Annotated in this window: 19 protein-coding genes; 11 read left to right on the forward strand and 8 right to left on the reverse strand. The window is 63.3% G+C overall.

The genetic code is table 11. The features are described from left to right. From AC1DIO_RS31085 to AC1DIO_RS31095, 3 genes are all read left to right on the forward strand, one after another. The coding region (locus AC1DIO_RS31085; protein ID WP_476854594.1) for an autotransporter outer membrane beta-barrel domain-containing protein at positions 1-540 on the forward strand (540 nt) is incomplete at its 5' end. 516 nt (positions 541-1056) lie between these two features. Next, positions 1057-2934, forward strand: coding sequence for a phosphogluconate dehydratase (gene edd / locus AC1DIO_RS31090; protein WP_476854595.1), 1878 nt, complete (start codon positions 1057-1059; stop codon positions 2932-2934). A gap of 184 nt (positions 2935-3118) precedes the next feature. After that, complete coding sequence (locus AC1DIO_RS31095; RefSeq protein WP_441492870.1) at positions 3119-3358, forward strand: DUF982 domain-containing protein; 240 nt, start codon at positions 3119-3121, stop codon at positions 3356-3358. 211 nt (positions 3359-3569) lie between these two features. On the opposite strand, the gene AC1DIO_RS31100 is transcribed toward AC1DIO_RS31095, so the two are convergent. After that, a complete protein-coding gene (locus tag AC1DIO_RS31100; RefSeq protein WP_441508706.1) occupies positions 3570-3857 on the reverse strand; it encodes a DUF6894 family protein in 288 nt (95 codons plus the stop codon). 159 nt (positions 3858-4016) lie between these two features. On the opposite strand from AC1DIO_RS31100, the gene AC1DIO_RS31105 reads away from it, so the two are divergent. After that, on the forward strand, positions 4017-4283 hold the full coding sequence (locus AC1DIO_RS31105; protein WP_441508705.1) for a hypothetical protein: 267 nt from the start codon (positions 4017-4019) through the stop codon (positions 4281-4283). A gap of 130 nt (positions 4284-4413) precedes the next feature. Here AC1DIO_RS31105 and AC1DIO_RS31110 read toward each other — a convergent pair whose 3' ends face one another. Beyond that, positions 4414-4674 carry a DUF7696 family protein gene (locus AC1DIO_RS31110; protein WP_441508704.1) on the reverse strand — a complete coding sequence of 87 codons (261 nt, stop codon included), beginning with the start codon at positions 4672-4674 and terminating at the stop codon, positions 4414-4416. Positions 4675-5261: 587 nt separating this feature from the next. After that, on the reverse strand, positions 5262-7601 hold the full coding sequence (locus tag AC1DIO_RS31115; protein ID WP_476854596.1) for an autotransporter family protein: 2340 nt from the start codon (positions 7599-7601) through the stop codon (positions 5262-5264). Between the two features lie 820 nt (positions 7602-8421). Here AC1DIO_RS31115 and AC1DIO_RS31120 point away from each other — a divergent pair. Further along, positions 8422-8799 (forward strand): YkvA family protein, encoded by a 378-nt coding sequence (locus AC1DIO_RS31120; protein WP_476854597.1) that lies wholly within the window; start codon positions 8422-8424, stop codon positions 8797-8799. A gap of 171 nt (positions 8800-8970) precedes the next feature. After that, positions 8971-9693 carry a class I SAM-dependent methyltransferase gene (locus AC1DIO_RS31125; RefSeq protein ID WP_476854598.1) on the forward strand — a complete coding sequence of 241 codons (723 nt, stop codon included), beginning with the start codon at positions 8971-8973 and terminating at the stop codon, positions 9691-9693. Positions 9694-9848: 155 nt separating this feature from the next. Here the strand turns inward: AC1DIO_RS31125 and AC1DIO_RS31130 are convergent, their stop codons facing one another. Genes AC1DIO_RS31130 through AC1DIO_RS31140 form a run of 3 tightly spaced genes read right to left on the reverse strand, consistent with a single transcriptional unit; the run spans position 9849 to position 12688 of the window. Then, the gene (locus AC1DIO_RS31130; protein WP_476854599.1) at positions 9849-10862 is read right to left on the reverse strand and encodes a sugar-binding protein; all 1014 of its coding nucleotides are present in this window, start codon (positions 10860-10862) and stop codon (positions 9849-9851) included. A gap of 39 nt (positions 10863-10901) precedes the next feature. Further along, the gene (locus tag AC1DIO_RS31135; protein WP_476854600.1) at positions 10902-11927 is read right to left on the reverse strand and encodes an ABC transporter permease; all 1026 of its coding nucleotides are present in this window, start codon (positions 11925-11927) and stop codon (positions 10902-10904) included. A gap of 20 nt (positions 11928-11947) precedes the next feature. Further along, positions 11948-12688, reverse strand: coding sequence for an ATP-binding cassette domain-containing protein (locus tag AC1DIO_RS31140; protein WP_103874361.1), 741 nt, complete (start codon positions 12686-12688; stop codon positions 11948-11950). A 760-nt stretch (positions 12689-13448) separates the two neighbouring features. Here AC1DIO_RS31140 and AC1DIO_RS31145 point away from each other — a divergent pair. The 3 genes from AC1DIO_RS31145 to AC1DIO_RS31155 all read left to right on the forward strand — a co-directional run bounded on the left by AC1DIO_RS31145 (position 13449) and on the right by AC1DIO_RS31155 (position 18555). Further along, positions 13449-14339: a dienelactone hydrolase family protein gene (locus AC1DIO_RS31145; protein WP_476854601.1), complete on the forward strand. Its 891-nt coding sequence runs from the start codon at positions 13449-13451 to the stop codon at positions 14337-14339. Between the two features lie 1097 nt (positions 14340-15436). Then, positions 15437-17911, forward strand: a complete 2475-nt coding sequence (locus tag AC1DIO_RS31150; protein WP_476854610.1) for an arylsulfatase — start codon at positions 15437-15439, stop codon at positions 17909-17911. Positions 17912-18159: 248 nt separating this feature from the next. Next, positions 18160-18555, forward strand: a complete 396-nt coding sequence (locus AC1DIO_RS31155) for a hypothetical protein (protein ID WP_476854602.1) — start codon at positions 18160-18162, stop codon at positions 18553-18555. Positions 18556-18917: 362 nt separating this feature from the next. Here the strand turns inward: AC1DIO_RS31155 and AC1DIO_RS31160 are convergent, their stop codons facing one another. Together AC1DIO_RS31160 and AC1DIO_RS31165 are read right to left on the reverse strand one after the other, a co-directional pair. Beyond that, positions 18918-19361: an SRPBCC family protein gene (locus AC1DIO_RS31160; protein ID WP_476854603.1), complete on the reverse strand. Its 444-nt coding sequence runs from the start codon at positions 19359-19361 to the stop codon at positions 18918-18920. Positions 19362-19558: 197 nt separating this feature from the next. Beyond that, entirely contained in the window at positions 19559-20320 is a 762-nt protein-coding gene (locus tag AC1DIO_RS31165; RefSeq protein ID WP_476768971.1) for an alpha/beta fold hydrolase, read from the reverse strand. 280 nt (positions 20321-20600) lie between these two features. Here AC1DIO_RS31165 and AC1DIO_RS31170 point away from each other — a divergent pair, with 280 nt between their 5' ends. Both AC1DIO_RS31170 and AC1DIO_RS31175 read left to right on the forward strand, forming a co-directional pair. Next, positions 20601-20819 (forward strand): AbrB/MazE/SpoVT family DNA-binding domain-containing protein, encoded by a 219-nt coding sequence (locus tag AC1DIO_RS31170; protein WP_476854604.1) that lies wholly within the window; start codon positions 20601-20603, stop codon positions 20817-20819. Then, positions 20806-21153, forward strand: a complete 348-nt coding sequence (locus AC1DIO_RS31175; protein WP_476768973.1) for a type II toxin-antitoxin system PemK/MazF family toxin — start codon at positions 20806-20808, stop codon at positions 21151-21153. Before AC1DIO_RS31170 ends, AC1DIO_RS31175 begins: the two co-directional genes overlap by 14 nt. Positions 21154-21158: the final 5 nt, after the last annotated feature.

Below are 21158 nucleotides of genomic sequence, written 5' to 3' on the forward strand. Positions count from 1 at the left end.
ATCCCGGTGCTCGGCGTGCTCGGCAGCGCATTGTCMTCGTCCTATGCCACCACCGCCTGGAGCGGCCGGCTGCAGGCGAGCGCTGCAGTGCTGGACTGGAACGGCCTGACACTCTCGCCGCTGGCGGCGCTGCAGGCGATCCAGGCGCGCAGCCCGGCGCTGACCGAGGCGAACTGGGCTGGCGCCAATGCCGGCGCGCTCAACGCGGCGAAGCGCAACGACATCACCTCGCGCAGCGAGCTTGGCCTGCAGCTCGATTATGCCAATAGCCTGAACGGGCTGCCGGTCGCCGGCTATCTGCGGGCGAGCTGGGCGCATTACTTCCAGCGCGATGCCGGTCTCTCCGCCTCGATCGCCGGGCTGACCGGCTCAGGCTTTGCGGTCGAGGGGGCCAGGCCCGCGCGCAACAGCGCGCTGCTCGCCGCCGGGCTCGACCTCAAGCTCAGCCCCTCCGTCACGCTCGGCGCCCGCCTCGACGGCGAACTCTCCGGCCGCACCAACCGCCTCGGCGGCCAGGCTCAGATCAGGGTCAGCTTCTGAGCTGGCCCGTTCGGAGCTGATCGCGTCTTCCGGCGCGTTGATCGGGTCGGTCGGGGAGGGCGCTTGCGGTCGGCAAGCGCCAGCGGTTTCTGTCGCCAGCATCTGGAGGCGATCTGCCGCCCTTTTCGGCCGAGGCGACCGAGTGACCAGTCCAGCGTGTCTCAACCGAAGATGCTGCGAGCGAGGAAGCCGCCCGGCAGCGCCTCGACCTAGCCCCCGACACCTCATCATGGGAATGATCCGCAGCATTCCCCGCATGGCGTCGAGGAGCGGCTCCCTGCGCGGGGGTGACTTGCGAGACGGTGATGGTCTTTGCGCTGCGCGCGATCAGGGTGGCCCGGCTCGCCATCTCCAGCGGAAGAGAGCGCGAGCAGCAGCGATCAAGCTCGGGCATGGCGCCGATGTCGGGATGGCCATCTTTTTGCAACATGCTCTGGCGGCGGGCGACGCATGAGAACGCGAATGCCCTGACCATGCCGTGTTCGTCGCCCATTCATACCGAGTCAGGAGGTCCCGATGACCGGCCAAGCCAGCAACCCGAGCCTCGATTCCCGCCTCGGCGAGGTGACGGAGCGCATTGTCCGGCGCTCCCGCGACACGCGCCGGCGCTATCTCGACCGGCTGGCCGCAGCCGCCGAGGCCGGACCGCGCCGCCAGCGGCTCGGCTGCGCCAACCAGGCGCATGGCTTTGCCGCCTGTGCGCCACACGACAAGGCGATGCTACGCTCCGGCGCGGGCGCCAATCTCGCCATCGTCACCGCCTATAACGACATGCTCTCGGCGCATCAGCCCTATGAGCGCTTCCCCGAGCTGATCCGCGCCACGGCGCGGGCGGCAGGCGGGGTCGCGCAGGTCGCCGGCGGCGTGCCCGCCATGTGCGACGGCATTACCCAGGGCGAGGCCGGCATGGAGCTGTCGCTGTTCTCGCGCGACGTCATTGCGCTGTCGACCGCGGTTGCGCTGTCGCACCAGAGCTTCGATGCGGCCGTGTTTCTCGGCATCTGCGACAAGATCGTCCCTGGCCTGATCATCGGTGCGCTGTCCTTCGGCCACCTGCCGGCGGTGTTCATTCCGGCTGGCCCGATGACGTCGGGCCTCTCCAATGACGACAAGGCGAAGGCGCGCCAGCTTTTCGCCGAGGGCAAGGTCGGCCGCGAGGCCCTGCTCGAGGCGGAGGCGCAATCCTATCACGGCCCCGGCACCTGCACCTTCTACGGCACCGCCAACACCAACCAGATGGTGATGGAGATCATGGGGCTGCACCTGCCGGGCGCCTCCTTCGTCAATCCCAACACGCCGCTGCGCGATGCCCTGACCCGGGCGGCGACCGAGCGGGCGATGGCGATCACCGCGCTCGGCAACGACTATATTCCGGTCGGGCGGATGCTGGACGAGCGCGCCTTCGTCAATGGCGTGGTCGGCCTGCATGCCACCGGCGGCTCGACCAACCACACCATGCATCTCGTCGCGATGGCGGCGGCGGCGGGCATCCAGCTGAGCTGGGACGATTTCTCCGACCTCGCCCAGACGACGCCGCTGCTGACCCGGATCTATCCAAACGGCAAGGCCGACGTGAACCACTTCCACGCCGCCGGCGGCATGGGCTTCGTCATTCGCGAATTGCTCGGGGCAGGGCTGCTGCATCGCGATGTCGAGACGGTCTGGGGCAGCGGGCTCGATGCCTATGTCCAGGAGCCCGCGCTCGGTGCCGACGGTGCGCTGACCTGGCGCGACGGCGCCGAAAGCAGCGGGGACGAGACGGTGCTGCGCGGCACCAAAGCCCCGTTCCAGCCGACCGGCGGGCTCACGGTTCTGACCGGCGATCTGGGCCGGGCCGTGATCAAGACCTCGGCCATTGCCAGGGAGCGCCATGTCATCGAGGCCCCGGCCCGGATCTTCCACAGCCAGGAGGCCCTGCAGGCCGCCTTCAAGGCCGGCGCGCTCACGGGCGACCTCGTCGCGGTGGTGCGTTTCCAGGGGCCGCGGGCCAATGGCATGCCCGAACTGCACAAGCTGATGCCGCCGCTCGGCGTGCTGCAGGACCGCGGGTTCAAGGTGGCGCTGGTCACCGACGGGCGGCTGTCGGGCGCCTCCGGCAAGGTCCCCGCCGCCATCCATGTCACGCCTGAAGCCGTCGAAGGCGGGCCGATCGCGCGGATCCGCGAGGGCGACCTGATCCGGGTCGACGCGGTGGCGGGAACGCTGACCGTGCTGGTCGATGCTGGGGAATGGGCCGCGCGCACGCCGGCCGAGGCCGATCTCGAAGCCTCGCATTGGGGCGTCGGGCGCGACCTGTTCGCGTCGTTTCGCGCCGCCGTGGGAACAGCCGATACCGGGGCGACGATCTTTTCGGGGGGGTGTAGACCGTCGGACCGGAGAGCATGTCCGGTTTGATGATCTCACTCTTTGTCTTTGCGTCGGCTGTCCCGAAAACCGCAATCCAGTTTTCTGGCCGATGCTTGAGCGGGGCAGGGCGCTGGCGTCGCTGCCCCTGAACACTTTGCCCGCCGTCTCCTCAGGGAACTGCCGGCCGCCCTTTGCGTTCTGGTAGTGAGGAGCACGGGAATGTGCCATGCCGATGCACTGGTTCACCCCACCCGTTGTCGTTCAAGCCGACCGGCCTGAAGTGACCTATTCGGTCACCCATGTCGAACGAGCTGCAGAGTTCTTGCTTGCCTGGAAAGCGATAGGTGCGGGCCCGAAGTGGCAGGACGCTGTGCGCGCCTGCACCGCAGTGCTCAACGGCGCCGGGACTGTTGGTCATGCTCGGGAGACGTTCGAGGAGGCAGCGCGGGAGTGTGGCCGCCTTATCGGGTAGTCAGGCTGCGTCGGCGGAGCTGGCTGCCCCACGAAGCGGATCCAATGGAGGCCGCGGGAAACTCTCGCGTCTACGAGCGTTTAGCTCTGTACCTCACATGAACACTGGCCCGCTGCTCCACAGGGAGGCGGGCCTATTTTGGGGCGGTTGTCGACGGCTGCGGAAAAAATGGGCGACCCGCTATAAGCGGTCAACAGCAGTTGCGCCCCTCTCACTCGTCACTTGGCCGGGTGATGGAATTCCGGAGCTGTGAGGGGGGAACTGGCGTTAGCCACTGACTGCCGAGGGTCAGTTTCGCCGCGAAAATAGGGGTCCCATCGGCGTAACGGATTCTCATCTCGACGCTAAGATTGTCACTGGTCTGGATATGCTCTGTGATGATGTCGCCGAGGCTGGAAAGTGCTGAAAGGCGCGCGGCCGCGTGATCTTCCAGGTCAATCCCTTCGTCGTCCGCCACCAGTTCGGTGTTGATCTCGATGTCGAAAAAATACTGAGCCATGCAGACTCAACCGCGCCACCGTCGGCTGGTTCCCGGCCCTCCGCGCGTTCAATTCGTTGCATTATGACCACGGTTGCGCACGACCGCTCGGGCCGCAGCTTTCCGCGCTTGTGTTCTTTTTAAATGTTTTAAACTGTGAGCATCGCAGGGGAGAATGCGATGCCGTTTCGTTCCATCGTGGCCACACCGGAAGAACTCGCCCTGATTGTGGCAGCGTTCGAGAAGGCTTGGAGCGAGATCGATGCGCGAGGATCGTTCGACGTTTTGAAGGCCGCCGGCCAGCGTGAGCGCCTTGGCTACATCGTCGCCGGATTGTGGTCGGCGGGCGAAACGATCGATCTGGCCAAACTCGCTGTACTACGGTTCGATGAGACCGCTATGGCTGACGCTCTCGAACGCCAGACGGTCATCCCGAACAAACCCTGACACATTGATGATGCTGCACGGAACTCGGCGCTTCGCGATGGGTTCGCTATCGCGTGGGGGCGTCGTCCACATCCGGCGCCGTCACGGCCTAAGGGCCCCGCTGCTCCCGCCGGATCAGCGAGGCCCCCTGTCAGCCCTTCGTCTTGATGAGGCGAAGCCGCTCGATCTGAACTTTCAGCGCGGCAACGGCGGCCGCGCCGCGAATGCCCCTGATGCCTTGGCTTTCGCGGTCAGGGGCGCCGGGGACGCCGTCCAGGATTTCGGCACGCTTCGCCTCGGGCAGGGAGAGCAGGTATTCCACCTCGCATTCGTGCCGCCACTCCCCGGAATCCGAGAGAACCTCTCGGCCGAAGAGATGGGACCAGACAACGCGAGGGGAGGAGCCGGGCACGGTGAGCCTCCAGGGTTGCCCCCAGGCCGGTCGATCGCAATGTCTTCATCGACGCAGGCACCGCATCCTGCTTGGGCTTAATCGTGAGGCTGGTCTCTGGTTCCGTCAAGGAACGATTCCTCCGGGCCCGGCGTTCTCCTGACGTGATGGCGAAGCTGCTGCGCGCGCACCGTTTTCTGCGATCCCGTTCCGGCGCCGAGGCGCTAATAGGCGCCGTCATTGCGCGGCGTAAAGTTCCGCGCCAGGCTTACCTCGTCGACGCTCCGCTCCCCCGCATCGAGCCGTGCCTCGCAACGCTTGCGACCAAGCCGCCCACCGGTGAAGCGACCGCATCTCAGTCCTCGCGGAACCCATCTCAGAATGAGCCGGCGGGCCGCTGCCGTCCGGAATCGGACCCATTGGAGACATGTGAAGATCGGCGTCTGGTGCCCGTGGTTGGCCCCATTGCCGACATCTGCAGGGTCCGCTTGCAGGTAAAGTGACTGAAGACAGCGTAAGGACGGCCGGGTTTGGCAGACTCGCGAGGTCCCGCCCCGGCTCGGAACCAATCGTATGACCTGCGTATGAAATGTCGGCAGGCGCCGCGCCTACCAGGTGACGCGCAGGCCGAGATTTCCCTTGATGCCGCGGCGATGGTCGCCGCCGATATTGCTGGTGTAGCTCGCCGCCGCGTAGACACCGACGTTCGGCATCACCTGGGCCGCGACGCCGCCGCCCAGTTCGAGCGAGCTGTAGCCGAAGCCGGTTGCAATCGGCGTGACGTTGAAGGTTGCCGTGTCGCTGCCCGAAAACGTGCGCCAGAGATTGGCGAGGAGATAGGGTTTCAGCGTCATCCCGCCCAGTGCCCAATCGCCGGTGAGCCGCGCGCCGATTCGGCCGGTCAGCGCATCGTCGGGCGAAAAGCGGACCGCGGAGAAGCGATCTCGCTCCGTTCCGAACGAGACCGATTGCCAGATCAGTTGCGCCTGCGGCTCGAGCGCCAACCCGGCACCGATCTGGATGGGATAGCCGGCCTCGAGCGAGCCGGTGAGACCAGCTCCGTCGGCGCTCATCCCGATGCCGCGGGTCGAGCGCGGATCGCCATCGAACCAGGAGGCCAATAGCACCGCGTCGACATACCAGCGTGACGGACCGATATGGGTCCAGTAGGCGCCGAGGCTGGTTGCATCCATCGTCAGCTTGCCGACCAGCGCCCGCTGCTGGGCGAGAGCGAAGCCGCGGGCGTCGAGATCGGCGCTGGCGAATCCGAGGAACAGGCCAAGCCGGTCGCGGTGGCCATCATAATCCCAGCCGAAGAGATCCTGACCGGCCTGGAAGCCGCCGAGATTGCCCTTCATCTCGGGCGAGAGCAGGCCTGAGCGACGCTCTTCGGCACGGCGACCGAAGACGCGGCCCCAGGCGCCCGGAAGCGCACCCGAGCCGAGGAGCAGGGCCTGATCGCCCTGGCGCTCGTGAAAGGTCCCGAGCGTCGCCAGGCCGAGCTGGCGCGCCACACCGGGCAACAACGTGTAAAGCGCCGCTTCGGGGCGGAAGAGAGGGATGGGACTGCCGGGAGGCGTCACGCCGGGCGGCGCAGGTCCGACCGGGGGCGTCACGCCGGGGGGCGTCGGGAGGAACTGGTTTCGCAGGAACCAGTCATTCTCGGTGCCGGGCGTAACGCCACCCTGGACCAGGAGATACTCGTAGGCGCCAGCCGCGACGACGCCGCCGAGCGCGAAAGCACCGGGGTMGGTGGTTCCGCCATTCACCGCGCTGACCACCTGGATGCCGTTGCCTGTCGTCAATTCGCCGGTCCCGCCAGCATTGGTGACGGTGATGAGGGAATTGCCGGTCGCCGAGCCGCCATTGATAACGAGGCGATCGGAAGGCGAGCCGTCAGTTCCGAGGACAGTGTTCAGCCCTATCGTGCCGCCACTTCCCGTATAGCTCGGCGTCGTCAGGAGTGTGCCGGGCGCAGTGTCCGTGCCCATACTGACGAGGCCCGCATTGGCGACGCTCGGAATGACGTGGCTGAAACCRTTGAGATCGAGCGTTCCGCCGCTTGCAACCGTCATGGCCGAGTTTGGGCTGAGCGCGTTCAGCCCACCGGCCCGCAACGTGCCTCCGGTGACGTTCGTTGCGCCCCCATAGCTGTTGGCAGCGGTGAGCGTGGTCGTGCCCGCAAGCACATTGACCGTGCCATTGCCGCTGATCGCCGACGCAAACGCGTAGTCGGAGGAGATGTGATTGAAGTTGACCGTACCGGTGCCAACGCCAAAAGCGACGCTCGGGGCCCTCACTGTGCCGGGCGCCGCCGCCGGATTGCCCGCGCCCGCGCCGATGTTGAGCGTGCCAGTCGATCCGGTATTCGCCGCGATCACGACAGAAGGCGCGGCGACGACGCCGCCATCCGCAATCGTCAGCGCGCCAGTGCCCAGATTGCCAATCCTGATCCCCGCAATGTCGCTCCAGAAGGAGCCTTCACCAGTCACGGTCACGGTACCGCGCGACCCTGCACCGTTGCCGATATTGGTGACGAGGGGGGTGATATCGAGGACCGTCCCGCCATTTGCAATCGTGAGTGTGCCGGTGCCGAAACTCCCGATATTGAGCCCGCCCTGTGGGCCGTTGATCCAGCTGGAGCCCCGGCCGGTCACCGTCACCGTGCCCGTCGAGCCCGCAGACTGTCCAATCGAGCCTCCGGCGCTGCTCGCCGCAGTACCGTCTTGAGCCGTGCCGCCGTCTTGAATGATGAGAGTGCCGGTCCCCAGGCCGCCGACCACCAGGGGGTCAATATTCGTCCAGCTGGAGCCCGGGCCGGTCACGATGACCGTGCCCACCCCGCCGGAAAGATTCCCGATCGTCCCGAGCTCATTGGTCAATGTCCCGCCGTTCTGGATCGTAAGCGTACCCGTCCCGTTTGCACCGACGGACAGATTGTTAGCCACGGCGCCCGGGCTGCTGATCACCGTCCCATTCGGCGTCACAGTGTTGATGATTGCGTCGTCGGTCCGCCTGGGAAAAGTAGAATCCCAGTTGCCACTAAAGAACCAATCGGAGGTGAACCGTCCGGTCCAGTTGCGCGTCTGGGCGTGTGTCGAAACCGTCGATGCTGCGAGAAGCGCGATCGTCGCCAGCGCCGTCGATAAGCCAAATCTGACACTGCGTGCCGGCAACGCCGCGCGCCGCATAAACCGCGCGACAAGCCAACGCCTTCGATCGTTCGCGCCGGAGTCCGGCAGCACACGCCCCCAATCCATGGCCGCCCCCTACGTGTGGCCCGCGGCGTGATCAGTCGATGATCGCAACGCGAGCTCAGTCAGAAGTCAGAAGTCAGAATCGAATTTGGCTACGGCGTAACGTTGTGATCAGAGAAAGCGCCAATGACATCTACAAAACGTTTACGTCGGCGCGATGAGCGCGAATGCGGGCCCAAATATTCAAGGGCCTGTTGCACGAACGCCGCGGTTTCTGTTCGTATACTGCTGATATCACGGACCGGAATTTATTGTCGCCGCAATTACTGGTCCACTTGAGGCGGGCAATGCGATTGTCGGGAATAGGTCGCGACCTGCCGCCGAGCTTCAATCTGCCCGCGTCCGCTTCAAGGCAACCCGCCAATGTCTGGTGGTGGCGTGATGGGGGGCAATGCGGCAGCACATGCGAAGGTCAACAATCCACCCTTCTCAGACGTTGGTGGCGAGCCGCCGCACTTGCGGAATCGGACCCATTGCTGACTCTTCGGCCTCGTGCGAGTGCAGAGCCAGCATGTTGGAACGAATGAGGCACTGGGCACGCCCACTAAAGCGTGATGTCGTCGCGCTATGGATTGCTGCCCGCGATCCGCGAATACCATGGCTTGCGAAGGCGGTTGCGGCAGCAGTGGCGGCCTACGCCCTGAGCCCGATCGACTTGGTTCCTGACTTCATTCCGATACTTGGCTATCTGGACGACTTGCTGATCGTACCGGCTGGTATCGCACTGGCCGTTCACCTGATCCMTTCGGCAATCATGGCCGACTTCCGGAGGCAGGCCGACGAGCGCGCGGATCGTCCGCGTAGCGTTCTAGCGGCTGCGATCATTGTTTTCGTCTGGTTGTTGGGCCTGGCGGCAGTTGGTTTTTGGGCTCAACGGCATTTTCGCTAACCACCCATTTCGGCATGACCGGCGTCCGCTCTCGGGCAGAAGCGCCATGCACAAAAGCGCCCCCCTGGCTGTCGAAATCTTGCCGTGGCGGACTGAATGAGCGATTGAAGGCTCGCGCATCGGGACGCCCCCCACAGCGCGCCTGCATTCGAAAAGCATCGCTAGGTAGCTATGGCCTCGGCTGAAACCACGTCCATCTCTGTCGCAAAATTCGACGCCGACCGCGCCGCTGAGTACCTCGTCCAGAGCCGCATTGCGCTGGCAGGTTACGAAGCGTGCCATGAGCTTTCGGCCTGCATGCTGGCGGCGACGCTCGGTCCGGGCAGCGCAGCTCGCGTGCTCGCCGTTGGGGCTGGCGGCGGCGGACAGGAGATTGTCAGCGCCGCATCTCTTGAACCGGACTGGAGATTTGTCGCCGTCGATCCGTCCGCGCAGATGATGGATGTTACGGCGGGGCGGTTGCAGGAGCTCGGGTTCCTCGAGCGGACGGAGATCGCGATCGGCTATGTCGAAGAGCTTCCCGCCGGGCGCGATTTCGACGCCGCGACCTTAATCGGCGTGCTGCATCATCTCCCGGGAAAAAAGGCCAAGGGCGACATTCTTGACGCCATTGCGTCACGGCTGAAACCCGGCGCTCCTCTCATTCTTGCCGGCAATCGCTTTGCCTACGCCGCCGAACCTCTGCTGCTGGCGGCCTGGGCAGAGCGCTGGCGCATGCACGGTGCCAGGCCCGACGAAGTCGAGGCGAAGCGCGCCAAGATTTTGCAGGGCGCGGATCCGCCCGCCTCGGAGAACGAGGTCGCTGCTTTGCTGGAGGCCGCCGGGTTCGGGCCGCCAACATGGTACTTTTCCAGCCTGTTCTGGGGCGCCTGCCTGGCTCGGTATCGCGGCTGACTGCGAGGCCGGGCGAAGTCAGCGCCAGAGCGGGATGGCATCCCGCCCTGGCTTAGTTCATCGGACCGGATATCGTATCCGATCCGATGATCTAACCATCTGTGATTGCATCGGCTTTGCCCCGAAAACCGCAATCCAGTTTTCGGGCCGATGCTTTAGCTCCCGGCGCCGACGCAGGTCGCGGCATTCTGCGGCGTGCAGACATCGAGGCCGGTATAGGTGGGATCCTTCGGGGCGGGTTTGCCGTCCTTCATCTCCTTCAGGAAGAACATGGTCTTGTAGCCCATCTCGAAGGGGCGCTGACCGACTTGGCCCTTGGACAGGCCCGCCTTCAGGAGATCCATCTGGACGGGCAGCGTATCTGCGACGACCAGCGCAAGCGAGCCGTCATCGATGCGGGCCTTATACTTCTCGGCGACCTTGCGATACGCCTGCGGGATGAATTGCGGGAAGCCGCCGGTCGGCACGAAGGCATCGAGCTTGGGGTTCTTGCCGAGCGTATCCTCCATTTGCTGCACCGATAGCGGGAAGTMGTCATTGGTATAGAGCGGGCAACCCGCGGCCTCGGTCCAGCCATGCTGACYGGTGAGCTTTGCCCCAGGCGCGGAGGCCGATTTCGCGCCGGCAAGCGTATCGCGAATCCCTTGCATGCGCTCGTTATGGTTTGCAGCGGCCGCGCCACCCGACTGGATGCAGATCGTGCCACCCTTCGGCTTGATCTGCTGGACGAGCTTCGCGAGATTGACGCCGATGTCGTAGTTATAGGTGCCGACATAGGCGGTGCGCAGGCCCTTGTCCTTCGCAAGCAGGTCGGAATCCCAGGTCAGAACCGGAATTCCCGCCTTTTTGGCGCCCTCGAGCGCCTTGCCCATCGCGGCGGCATTCGACGGCGAGACGGCGATGCCATCGACCTTCTTGGCAATGAGATCGTTGATGACCTGGACCTGTTCATCGCCGCCGCCATGTTCGCCAGGCCCGATATAAAGGCACTCGATCGCGCCGTTGAGTTCCTTCTCGGCCTTCTTGCAGCCGTCGCGGGCCTGATCGAAGAAGGGATTGTTCATGTTCTTGGGAACCAGGGCGAAGACGTATTTCTTGCCCTGAGACTGGGCTTCTCCTCCAACGGCGAGCAGTGCGAGCGCGGCGACACCTAAAGTCAGCGTTTTCATGAGCCTCTCCTCCTGGTGGTTATTGTCGTCCGGTCTTCCTCATGCCGAACCCTTGCCGCGGATCCGCTGCAGCAGAACCGCCAATACGATGAACAGGCCGACGAAGGCGCCCTGCCAGTTGGAATCGACCCCGGCCATGAGCAGGGAATTGCGGATCACCTCGATGAGGGCGGCCCCGATCACGGCGCCGTAGGCTCCGCCCTGGCCACCCATCAGATCGGCACCGCCGATCACGGTCGAAGCGATCACCCGCAATTCATAGCCCTGACCGAGCGCATTGATGGCCGAGCCTTGCCAGCCGACGATGAGAACGGCGCTCAGCGCGGCTGTCAGGCCTGAGACGATATAGGCCTGCAGCTTGATCCGCCGGACCGGCACGCCGGTCAGGCGGGCGGCGTTCTCGTTGCTGCCGATGGCATAGAGATAATTGCCCCAGCCGGTGAAGTTGAGGATGATGCTGAAGATGATGGCCAGCGCGAGCAGCACCCAGACCGGGTTGGCAATGCCGAAGATGGCCCCGCCGCCGATGGCGTTGAAAGTGTCTCCCCAAGGGCCGAATTCGTAGATCATCTTGTTTTCGGACAGGACGATGGCAAGCGAGCGGGCGCCCGACAGCATGCCGAGCGTGACGACGAAGGCCGGCAGGCCGACATAGGAAATCAGCACGCCATTCACGACCCCGACCGCCGCGCCGGTGAGAAGGCCGGCGAGGATCGCGAGCAGCCAATGCCCCTCGGCCTGGAGGACGAGTCCGCTGACGACGCCGGCGAGCCCCATGATCGACCCGACCGACAAATCGATGCCGCCGGTGAGGATGACGGCCGTCATGCCGATGGCCATGATGCCGATGAAGGCGAAGTTTCGCGTGATGTTGAAGAAGTTGTCGGCCGAGGCAAAGGCGTCCGGTTGATCCCATGTCATCACGAGGATCATGGCGATCAGCGCGATCGTCACCCAGAACGGTTGGCTCGCGAGCAGCTTCTGCAGGAGGCTCCGCTCCCTCAGGCCCGTGACGTCATCGATGGCGACGCTGCTCGGGATCGGGCGGAATGTGTCGCTCGACATGGAGGGCTCCTTGCGCAGCATCAGGCGGCCTGGATGGCGCCGGTGATCAGTCCGGTCACCTCTTCAGGAGAACTCGATGCAATCGCCTTGTCCGCGACCTTGCGTCCTCGCCTCATCACGACCACCCGGTCACAGACGGAAAACACGTCCGGCATGCGGTGACTGATCAGAACGACGGCGATGCCGCGATCCTTGAGCCGGTGGATCAAATCCAGCACCTCGGCGACCTGGCGAACGCTGATCGCCGCCGTCGGCTCGTCCATGAGCACCATCTTCGCGTTGGCGAGGCGTGTCCGCGCGATCGCCACAGCCTGGCGCTGGCCGCCGGACATCAGTTTCACGAGATCGCGGGGGCGGGTCTCCGACTTCAGTTCCTTGAACAGCTCTGCGGCACGGGCGTACATCGCCTTGTAGTCAAGGATGACCAGCGGACCGATGCGGCGTTTCAATTCGCGCCCGAGGAAGACATTGGCGGCCGCAGTCAGATTATCGCACAGGGCGAGGTCCTGATAGACGACCTCGATACCGTCGGTCCGGGCGTCGACCGGTCTGCGAAAGTGCTTGACGATGCCATCAAGGCGAAGCTCGCCCTCGGAGGGGAGAAAATTGCCGGCGACAATCTTCACCAAGGTCGATTTGCCGGCGCCATTGTCGCCCATCAAGCCGACGACCTCTCCGGCATCGATCGCCAGATCGATGCCCTTGAGTGCTTCGATCGCACCAAAGTGTTTTGAGATACCCTGAAGCTCCAGAAGCGGCATAGGTCGATTCCACCCTTGTTTCGAGGCGTGCCTCTGCTTCGGGCACTGGCTCAAGCTGCAGTCACTCAAGTCCTTTGTTTCAGCTGCTGCAATTTATGATGGTCAAAATTCCACCAAGGACAGATATTATGTATCAATAAGGAATTTAAAACTTGATGATGCGTCTCAGGTCAGTGGTTGTCGTGTCGTTGCAACAATTTAATTCGAAAATTGATTGCATTTCCGGACCGATGCCGAATTCGCGGGTCMGAATAGTCGAAAGAGGTAGATGTCGGCGCGCACCGCGCTGCTCGCGCAGAGATCCGCCTGCGCCGCTATTGTCATAAGCGCGCCAACGAGGACGTCTGCCGTGCCCCATGCCCTTTTCCTCGAAACGCGTTCTCGGCGGAAGGCTTCGAACACGATCCTACGCTCAATAAACGGCTTCGTCATTCACGCGCGGCCGCCCTCCCGATCTTTGGCTCATCCTCGCGGAGCGTGTCGGATTCCCAGTCGAGCCGGAGCCGGGTTTGGAGCTGGTCGTCATCGTCGCGACAACCCTTCGCCGGGCCATTCAGAGGGGTAGGGGGCGCGCGCAGGTTGAAGGTTATATGCGCTCAGGCGCTCGCGGAAGCCGGAGGAATCTGGCGCAGGCCGAGATCGCGGCAGGCATGGGCTTTGGAGCTGGAGCCGTGGTCGGTCTTGACGCGCGACGGTGACGCCGATCGGCTATCGTTGTATCACTTTCGACGTGACAGGTTGAACGCTGGGAGCTTCGCAAATGCCTTCGTCGCCAAAGCGAGCCTTGCTCTCCACCCTGGCGATGCTCCTTCTTGGGCTGACKACACATTCGCATGCTGAAGAGGTCGTTCAATTCCCCTCGATGACTTATCGCTTGAGCGATTTCCAGAAAGCGCGTGCCAAGGCTCGCGGAGACAGCGGCGAGAATGATCCTGCGGTCGTGATCAGCGGATATCTTTCGAAGCCTATCGGGGAAGGTCKGCACCCGGCGGTTGTTTTGCTGCATGGCTGCGGCGGATTGAGTGCGTCCCATCGACGGGAGGCCGAAGCAATCCGCGATTGGGGTTACGTCGTGCTGGTGCCGGACAGTTTCACCCAACGAGGCATTGAAGACGCCTGCGTGCCTGAAAGGCGCGATAAGGCGCCTCGGGTCGAAGATGCGTTTGGTGCGCTGTTCTACCTCTCAAAGCTACCCTTCGTTGATCCAGCGCGGATCGCCGTCCTGGGCTATTCGCATGGCGGCGGGGTCGCGCTCAGGATTGCGATGCAAACGCATAAGGCGCTCTATGAGATGCCCGACGAACTCAGGTTCAAGGCGGCTGCAACCTATTACCCGCCTTGCGAGATCCTGACCGAGCCCTTGGTCATCCCGACACTCATTCTCATCGGCGACAGGGACGATTGGACCCTCGCATCTGACTGTGAAGCCGCCGCCCGGCGCCAGGTCGGGGGCGCCGAACTGAGCCTCACCGTGTTCCCAGGCGTGTACCACTCATTCAATTTCCCCGTTTTCGCAGAGCCGCGTCAGATCTACGGGCACTGGAGTCGATTTGACGAGGCGGCGAGCAGGCGCGCGACATCTGAACTTCGCGAATTCCTTGAGCGGGAATTGGCTGGATCATCGGACCGGATATCGGATCCGGTCCGATGATCCAGCCTTCGGTGTTTGCATCGGCCTTGTCCCGAAAACCGCAATCCACTTTTCGGGCCGATGCTTTGGATAGCCTCCTTCAAAGCGGTCTTCGTTAGCAAAACCACCGAGCCGGCTTGTGTCGATTTTGCCCCTTGGCGGATGATCGTCTTCTGCATTGGGACGCAGTTGTTAGCGTGTTCAAGCAGCCGCGGCGGATGGCCCTCGAAGCGTTTCCACCCCGTCGCGGTATAGAACCCTTCAGCATCCGAAGCCGCGTTCGCGAACAGGATAATGATCCCGAGCCTGTGCGCGTATCCTCCATCGCGTTCAAGATTCGACCGTGGCCCTGTCCGCGAATGGCGGCAGTGATGGCAACGAGCCTGACGATACCCGTTCCATCGCGTAGATCATCGAGCCTTGAACTTCAGCAGCAGGGGATGGTGGTGGGGCAGTCGCTCTTCCGGACGGGCATCGTCGTAGCCGCTTAGACCCCGTTCCTCCCACAGAACCGCGCCGCGGATAGCGTGGTAGACCCGCCAGTCAGCATCGCTGGCAACGCGAATGAGGGCGTGGTCCATCGAACAAGATTAGCACGTGGACGACCGCTTCCCATCTCGCCTGATCGCACGTCAGCTTCCGAACCAAGGCCGAAGGGGCAAATTCGACCCATAGCCGAACTCCGGGACGTCTGCTTTCGGGCACTGTAGATTGCCCCAGAGTCGCACGCCTAGTCGCAGCGCGGTTTGGCCGGTTTTGCTACGGTCGAACGCAACCGTAAGTTCGGGGGATGGCAGATTTGACCGGGTAGGTCCCAAAAACATCTCTTTCCAGTGCAGTAGTAATTACATTTTCGTGATCACTTTCCAAATCGTAAGGTGCTTAGAATAAAAGAGATTAGCGTTCTTCGCCCAATCCTGGCGGTCTGAATTTGTCGGCATACCTTGATCATTGGACCCTGACCCGGGGGAAGGCGCATAGACTCGAGGACGCAATCGTGAAAATCTTCAACGACTGAACGGCTGACGACATCTCGCGATCGCTCCAAATATTTGAGGCTGTCTATCGATTCGAAAGCAAGCTGCGTCATGGACCATAACCTGATGGAGGCGCAGATCATGAAGGCACGTCAGTATTTGCGGATCGGAACTGGAATTGTCAGCGCGTTGAGCCTTCTTATCGGTTCAAGTTACTTGTCGACAGCGACGGCCCAGCAGATCAACGGCACGCTTGGCCAGCCGAGTGCGACGATCACCCTCGACGGCAAGCAACTCCCCGCGCCGCCTCCTAAATTCGGCGGCGTGATCAAGGAAACCCTCGAGGGCTCGAAAGTCTGGTGGCCGCCGCGCGTGACCCCGCCCAAGGGCGCACCCAATGTGCTTCTCATCATGACCGACGATCAGGGCTATGGCGTCAGCGGGACTTTTGGCGGCGTCGTCCCCACGCCGGCGCTTGACCGCGTCGCAAAGGCCGGCCTGCGCTACACCCAGTTCAACTCGACTGCCCTGTGCTCGCCGACCCGCGCGGCCTTGCTCACCGGCCGGAACCACCATTCGACCGGCAACGGCGTGATTACCGAATTGTCGACCGGATTCCCCGGCTACGACTCGATCATCGGTACCGACAACGCGACCATCGGCGCCATTCTCAAGGGCAATGGCTATCCCACCTCGTGGTTCGGCAAGAACCACAACACGCCGGATTTCCAGTACAGCGTTGCCGGCCCCTACGACCAATGGCCGTCGGGAATGGGTTTTGATTACTTCTACGGCTTCCAGGGCGGCGAGACCGACCAATGGACGCCCTATCTATTCCGTGACCACACCCAGATTTTCCCGTGGGTCGGCAAGCCCGCCTACAACCTTATCACCGATATGGCTGATGAAGCCATCACGCGGCTGAAGCAGCTTGACGCTGCCGCGCACGACACGCCGTTCTTCATCTACTACGCCCCTGGTGGAACCCACTCGCCGCACAACCCCACACAGGAGTGGATCGACAAGTTCAAGGGCAAGTTCGATATGGGCTGGAATGCCATGCGCGATCAGATATTCGCCAACCAGCAGCGTCTGGGGGTGGTTCCCGCGAATGCAAAGCTCACGGATTGGCCAGATAGCCTGCCGAAATGGGACAGCCTATCGGCGGATCAAAAGAAGCTGTTCGCCCGCCAGGCCGAAGTCTTCGCTGCCTACGCGGCCTATACCGACAACGAAATCGGCCGCGTGATCCAGCAGGTCGAGGACATGGGCAAGCTCGACAACACGCTGATCATCTACATCGTCGGCGACAATGGCACGAGCCCGGAGGGAACCCTGTCCGGCACGCCCAACCAGTGGACCGCCTATAACGGCATCCTCGATTTCCCGATCGCCGAACAGATGAAATTCTACGATAGCTGGGGTTCGGCGGCCAGTTACCCGCATATGGCGGTTGCGTGGTCATGGGCCTTCGACACGCCTTTCAAATACACCAAGCAGATCGCCTCGCATTTCGGTGGCACACGTCAGGGCCTGGCGATCAGTTGGCCGGGCCATATCAACGACCCCGGCGGCATCCGCAACCAGTTCCACCACATCATCGATATCGTGCCGACGATTCTGGAAGCCACCCGCATCAAGGCGCCGCAGACGGTCAACGGGATCAAGCAAAAGCCGATCGAAGGCGTGAGCATGGCCTACACCTTCKACAAGGCCAACGCGAATGCGCCCTCGAAGCGAAAGACCCAATACTTCGAAATGATCGCCAATCGCGGCATCTACAATGACGGTTGGTACGCCAACACGACACCGCCGCATGGCCCCTGGATCTTGAACGCGCCCCTGCCGCCGATCAAAGACTACAAATGGGAGCTGTACAACCTGGCGGAGGACTACTCGCAGGCCAACGATCTCGCCGCAAAAATGCCGGGCAAGCTGAAGGACATGCAGAAGCTGTTTGTCCAGGAGGCTGCCAAATACAACGTGCTGCCGCTKGACAACAGGTCGTTCGCAAGAGCGGTCGAGCCGCGGCCGAGCGCCACCGCGGGCCAAACGGTGTTCACCTATACCGGGGTAAATTCCGGCATCCCGATGGCCAACTCACCGAACGTCATTGGCAGATCCTACAAGATCACCGCCGAGGTTGACGTTCCCCAGGGTGGCGGCAACGGAATGCTCGCCACCACCGGAGGGCGTTGGGGTGGATGGGGGCTTTACCTGCTGAACGGCAAGCCGGTGTTCAACTACAACATGCTGATCCTTGCCCAGTATCGCTGGGAAGGCGCGGATGCACTCACACCGGGCAAGCACACGATCGCATTCGAGTACACCTATGACGGACCAGGCATCGCCAAGGGAGGCAGCGGTGAACTGAAGGTGGACGGCAAAATCGTCGCCACCGGGAAGCAGCCCAATTCGATCGCATTCTTGCAGGTCTCCKACGAGACCTTCGACATCGGCGTCGATACACGCACGGAGGTTAACGCCAAGGACTACCAGGTGCCGTTCGCATTCGACGGCAAGATCGACAGGCTGACCGTCAATCTCGGGCCGATGCAACTGGCCAAGGCGGACCAGAGGAAATTGCGGGAAGCGGCCGCTCGGGCGAAAGACTAGGAATACTTGGCTCACGCAGTTGGAAAGTGGCGCCGGATCACTCCGGCGCCACTTATCTCGGGGTGAAGTTCCCCCCGCCGAACCTTCAGCCGTGCTTCACCGGGGAGGCGCAGACATTCGCAAGCGATCTGGCCGATGGTCTCGACTGCACAGGTCAAGGATAGAGCGCCGCCGCGGCATGAAATATCAACCGGAACTCTCGCGCATGCGCGCCGCCGCCTTCCTTCCCGTGACGGGTGAAACTCCAGATGACCATGAGAACTCTGCAAACCGCGACCGCAGTCGTCGAGGCCGGTGCAGGCCTGGCGCTGTTGGGCGTTCCATCGGTCACGGCGTGGCTATTGCTTGGGGCGGCGCTCGACGCGCCCGTCGCCGTGAGCCTGGTGCGCGTTGGCGGCGTCGCAATACTTGCGCTCGGTGTCGTCTCCTGGCTGGCGCGCGCCGATGCGCAGAGCCTCGCCTCGCGCGGAGTGGTCATCGCAATGCTGTTCTATAACATTGCAGTCGCCAGCGTGCTCGTGTTCGCCCGCTTTGGCCATGGACTGCACGGCATGCTGCTGTGGCCAGCGGTCGCTTTTCATGCGGCGATGGGCGTCTGGTGTGTCCTAAGTCTGTTGAGAAAGGACAAGGGTCTCCTGCGATAGCCGCGCGAGGATCACCGTGGCATGCTCTGCCCGAGCAGTCTGATTTCTGCTTTCGGCGATCAGACCAACACCGGTTTCCACCCTCCTGCGACCTTCGGAACGTCCGGTCATTGGCAGTGGCCCGGCGGGCCAGGAGCGGATGGTGGTCTTTGCTACCTCATTCCGCTTCAAAGGGTGGGGTGAACCGATTGAACGTCCTGATCTCGAGATGGATCAGTTCGCCTGGGAGGGCGCGCTCGTAGCGGCGCACCGATACCGTTAGCGGGGGCAGGGGGGGCCGAACCATTCGACGCTCGCTGCGGCGAGGCCGGATCGGGCTCAGGGCGAGCGATCGTCCCGGAGCCGTTCCGGCACCGCGTTTGCTACTGGTTGATCTCGGGCTCGGCGAGTTTCGCGAGCTTGCGCAGGGATTCCTGCCAGCCGAGATAGCAGGCCTCGGTGGGGATCACGTCCGGCACGCCCTCTTGCTCGATAGTCACCTCGGTGCCGACGGACACGGCCTTCAAATTCACCGTGACCTTCATCTCGCCCGGCAGGTTCGGGTCGTCGAACCTGTCGGTGTAGACGAGGCGCTGACCGGGAACGAGCTCCAGATAGGTTCCGCCGAAGGCGTGGCTGTGCCCCGTGGTAAAATTCCGGAACGACATCCGGTGGTTGCCACCGACCTTCGCATCGAGCTCATGGACGGTGCAGGTGAAGCCGTAAGGGGGAAGCCAGCTCGCAATCGCGTCCGGTTCGAGGAACGCGCGGTAGAGCTTCTCGGGCCTGGCGGCGATGACGCGGTGCAGTCGGATGGTGCTCGGCATGGATCTCTCCTTCTGGTTCGGTCTTAAGGTGTTCGGTTCTCTCCTGGCGGGCGGTCCTTCACGCTCGACACATCTACGACGAACGGGCTGGTGAGAATTCGACAGCGCATCTTAGAAAAATCCAGAGCACCGGGATGCCTGCAAGCCCTTTGCGAAGACCTTTCCGAAGGTCGCCGCGCTGCCCGGCGAACGAAGGCTCAGCCTGTTGCCTTGGCGATCGCCTCGGCGAGCCCGCCCGGATTGTCCCACGCCATCGAATGGCCCGCCTGGGGCACGATCGCGACGCCGCATCCCTCATCCGGCAAGCCATCAAATTCGGGGGCTGGCAGCGAGCGCTCTCCGACGAGGAGTGTTTTTCGCGTGGTCAGGCTGCCGAGCATTTCGCGCCATGTCGGGTTGCATCCGGCGATCAGCGATACTGCTTCCCGGTGGACTGCGAACGGGGCGCTGATGGCCAATGAGGCAGCCCAGACCGTATTGCCGACCGCCCTTGCAGTCGCGACGGTCGCCGCATGGCCGCGCGCCACGAACTCGCCCTCGGACATGTCGGCGATTGCCTTGCTGAAGAAGCCACCGCCCGGCTCCAGATTCGGTTCGCCAAGCACGAGCGCTTCGACCTTGGGGAGCAACGCAGCCAGGGTGATCGCCACTGCCCCTCCCATGCTGTGACCGAAGAGGCTGACAGGCCCCTCGCAGACGCTCCCGATGAGCCCGGCAACCGAGCGAGCATGGCCTTCGATGGAATAGCAGAAGTCTGCCGGCCTTTCGCTGAAGCCGGAGCCGAGCAGATCGACCAGTATCGCCCGGCGCCCGGCCAAGGCCGTATCCGCGATCACGCGCGGATAGTCACAGGATGACGCGCAGCCGAGACCGTGGATGAATACCAGGGGCGTGCCGGTCCCCGGAATGTCCTGATACAGGATATTGGCGGACGCCGTCTTCACCCAGAAAGCCTTCACGACCCGCTCCATCACATGCCAGGGCAGCTCCGCTAACCCGGAGTGCCGCCGCACCATGTCAGCATGATCTGGGAAGCCGGCGGAAGGGGCGCCCGGGACCGTCCGGTTTCCGGGGAGTGGCGGATGCCCGCGTGTGGCGCGCAGCAGCGCCTCTTACCGGGGCTCGGGAGGCGCCCACCGCCTGGTTCAGAACGAGAGACGCCGTACTGGCGACTCGCTCTTAGCTCGCCGTCTGAAAGGAATTTCCTTACTGTAAGGAGCTTCCTTACAGGAGTTCCGCATGATCACGAGCAAGCTGACATCAAAGGCGCAGACGACGATTCCGCAGCCCATCCGGGCCGCGCTGCATCTGCGCGAGGGCGACGAGATTGCCCATAGAATCGAGGGCGACACGGTCGTGATCCGCAAGGCACCGGCAGCAGCCCCGGCCGAAGACCCGTTTGGCACATTCAGCGAGTGGGATAGCGACGCCGACCGGAGAGCCTATGCCAAACTCTGAGTTCAGCCAGGGTGACGTTGTCCGTGTGCCGTTCCCCTTAAACGACCGCAACACCCGCCAGCATCGGCCGGCGCTTGTCGTCAGCCATGGCGGCGTAGGGGAGGGCGAAGGCCTGTTGTGGGTGGTCATGATCACCAGCGCCGAGAACCGGTCATGGCCGGGCGACGTGTCGCTGGGCCTGACTTATGGCGAGGTCGGGTTGCCGGCGCCATCGGTTATTCGCCCATGCAAAATCGCGACGATCGAGGCAGGCCACGCGGAGAAGCTGGGCCGGATCAAGCCGACGACAATGGCCCAGGTTGGAGATCAACTGCGGACGTCTATGGGCGTTTAGAGGCT

Source organism: Allobosea sp. 05T439, assembly GCF_056396005.1.

What these genes read in the sequence shown, in the direction of transcription:
- edd (WP_476854595.1), top strand. Translation starts at nt 1,057, where the DNA reads ATGACCGGCCAAGCCAGCAACCCGAGCCTCGATTCCCGCCTCGGCGAG.
- AC1DIO_RS31095 (WP_441492870.1), top strand. Translation starts at nt 3,119, where the DNA reads ATGCACTGGTTCACCCCACCCGTTGTCGTTCAAGCCGACCGGCCTGAA.
- AC1DIO_RS31100 (WP_441508706.1), bottom strand. Translation starts at nt 3,857, where the DNA reads ATGGCTCAGTATTTTTTCGACATCGAGATCAACACCGAACTGGTGGCG.
- AC1DIO_RS31105 (WP_441508705.1), top strand. Translation starts at nt 4,017, where the DNA reads ATGCCGTTTCGTTCCATCGTGGCCACACCGGAAGAACTCGCCCTGATT.
- AC1DIO_RS31125 (WP_476854598.1), top strand. Translation starts at nt 8,971, where the DNA reads ATGGCCTCGGCTGAAACCACGTCCATCTCTGTCGCAAAATTCGACGCC.
- AC1DIO_RS31135 (WP_476854600.1), bottom strand. Translation starts at nt 11,927, where the DNA reads ATGTCGAGCGACACATTCCGCCCGATCCCGAGCAGCGTCGCCATCGAT.
- AC1DIO_RS31140 (WP_103874361.1), bottom strand. Translation starts at nt 12,688, where the DNA reads ATGCCGCTTCTGGAGCTTCAGGGTATCTCAAAACACTTTGGTGCGATC.
- AC1DIO_RS31155 (WP_476854602.1), top strand. Translation starts at nt 18,160, where the DNA reads ATGACCATGAGAACTCTGCAAACCGCGACCGCAGTCGTCGAGGCCGGT.
- AC1DIO_RS31160 (WP_476854603.1), bottom strand. Translation starts at nt 19,361, where the DNA reads ATGCCGAGCACCATCCGACTGCACCGCGTCATCGCCGCCAGGCCCGAG.
- AC1DIO_RS31170 (WP_476854604.1), top strand. Translation starts at nt 20,601, where the DNA reads ATGATCACGAGCAAGCTGACATCAAAGGCGCAGACGACGATTCCGCAG.
- AC1DIO_RS31175 (WP_476768973.1), top strand. Translation starts at nt 20,806, where the DNA reads ATGCCAAACTCTGAGTTCAGCCAGGGTGACGTTGTCCGTGTGCCGTTC.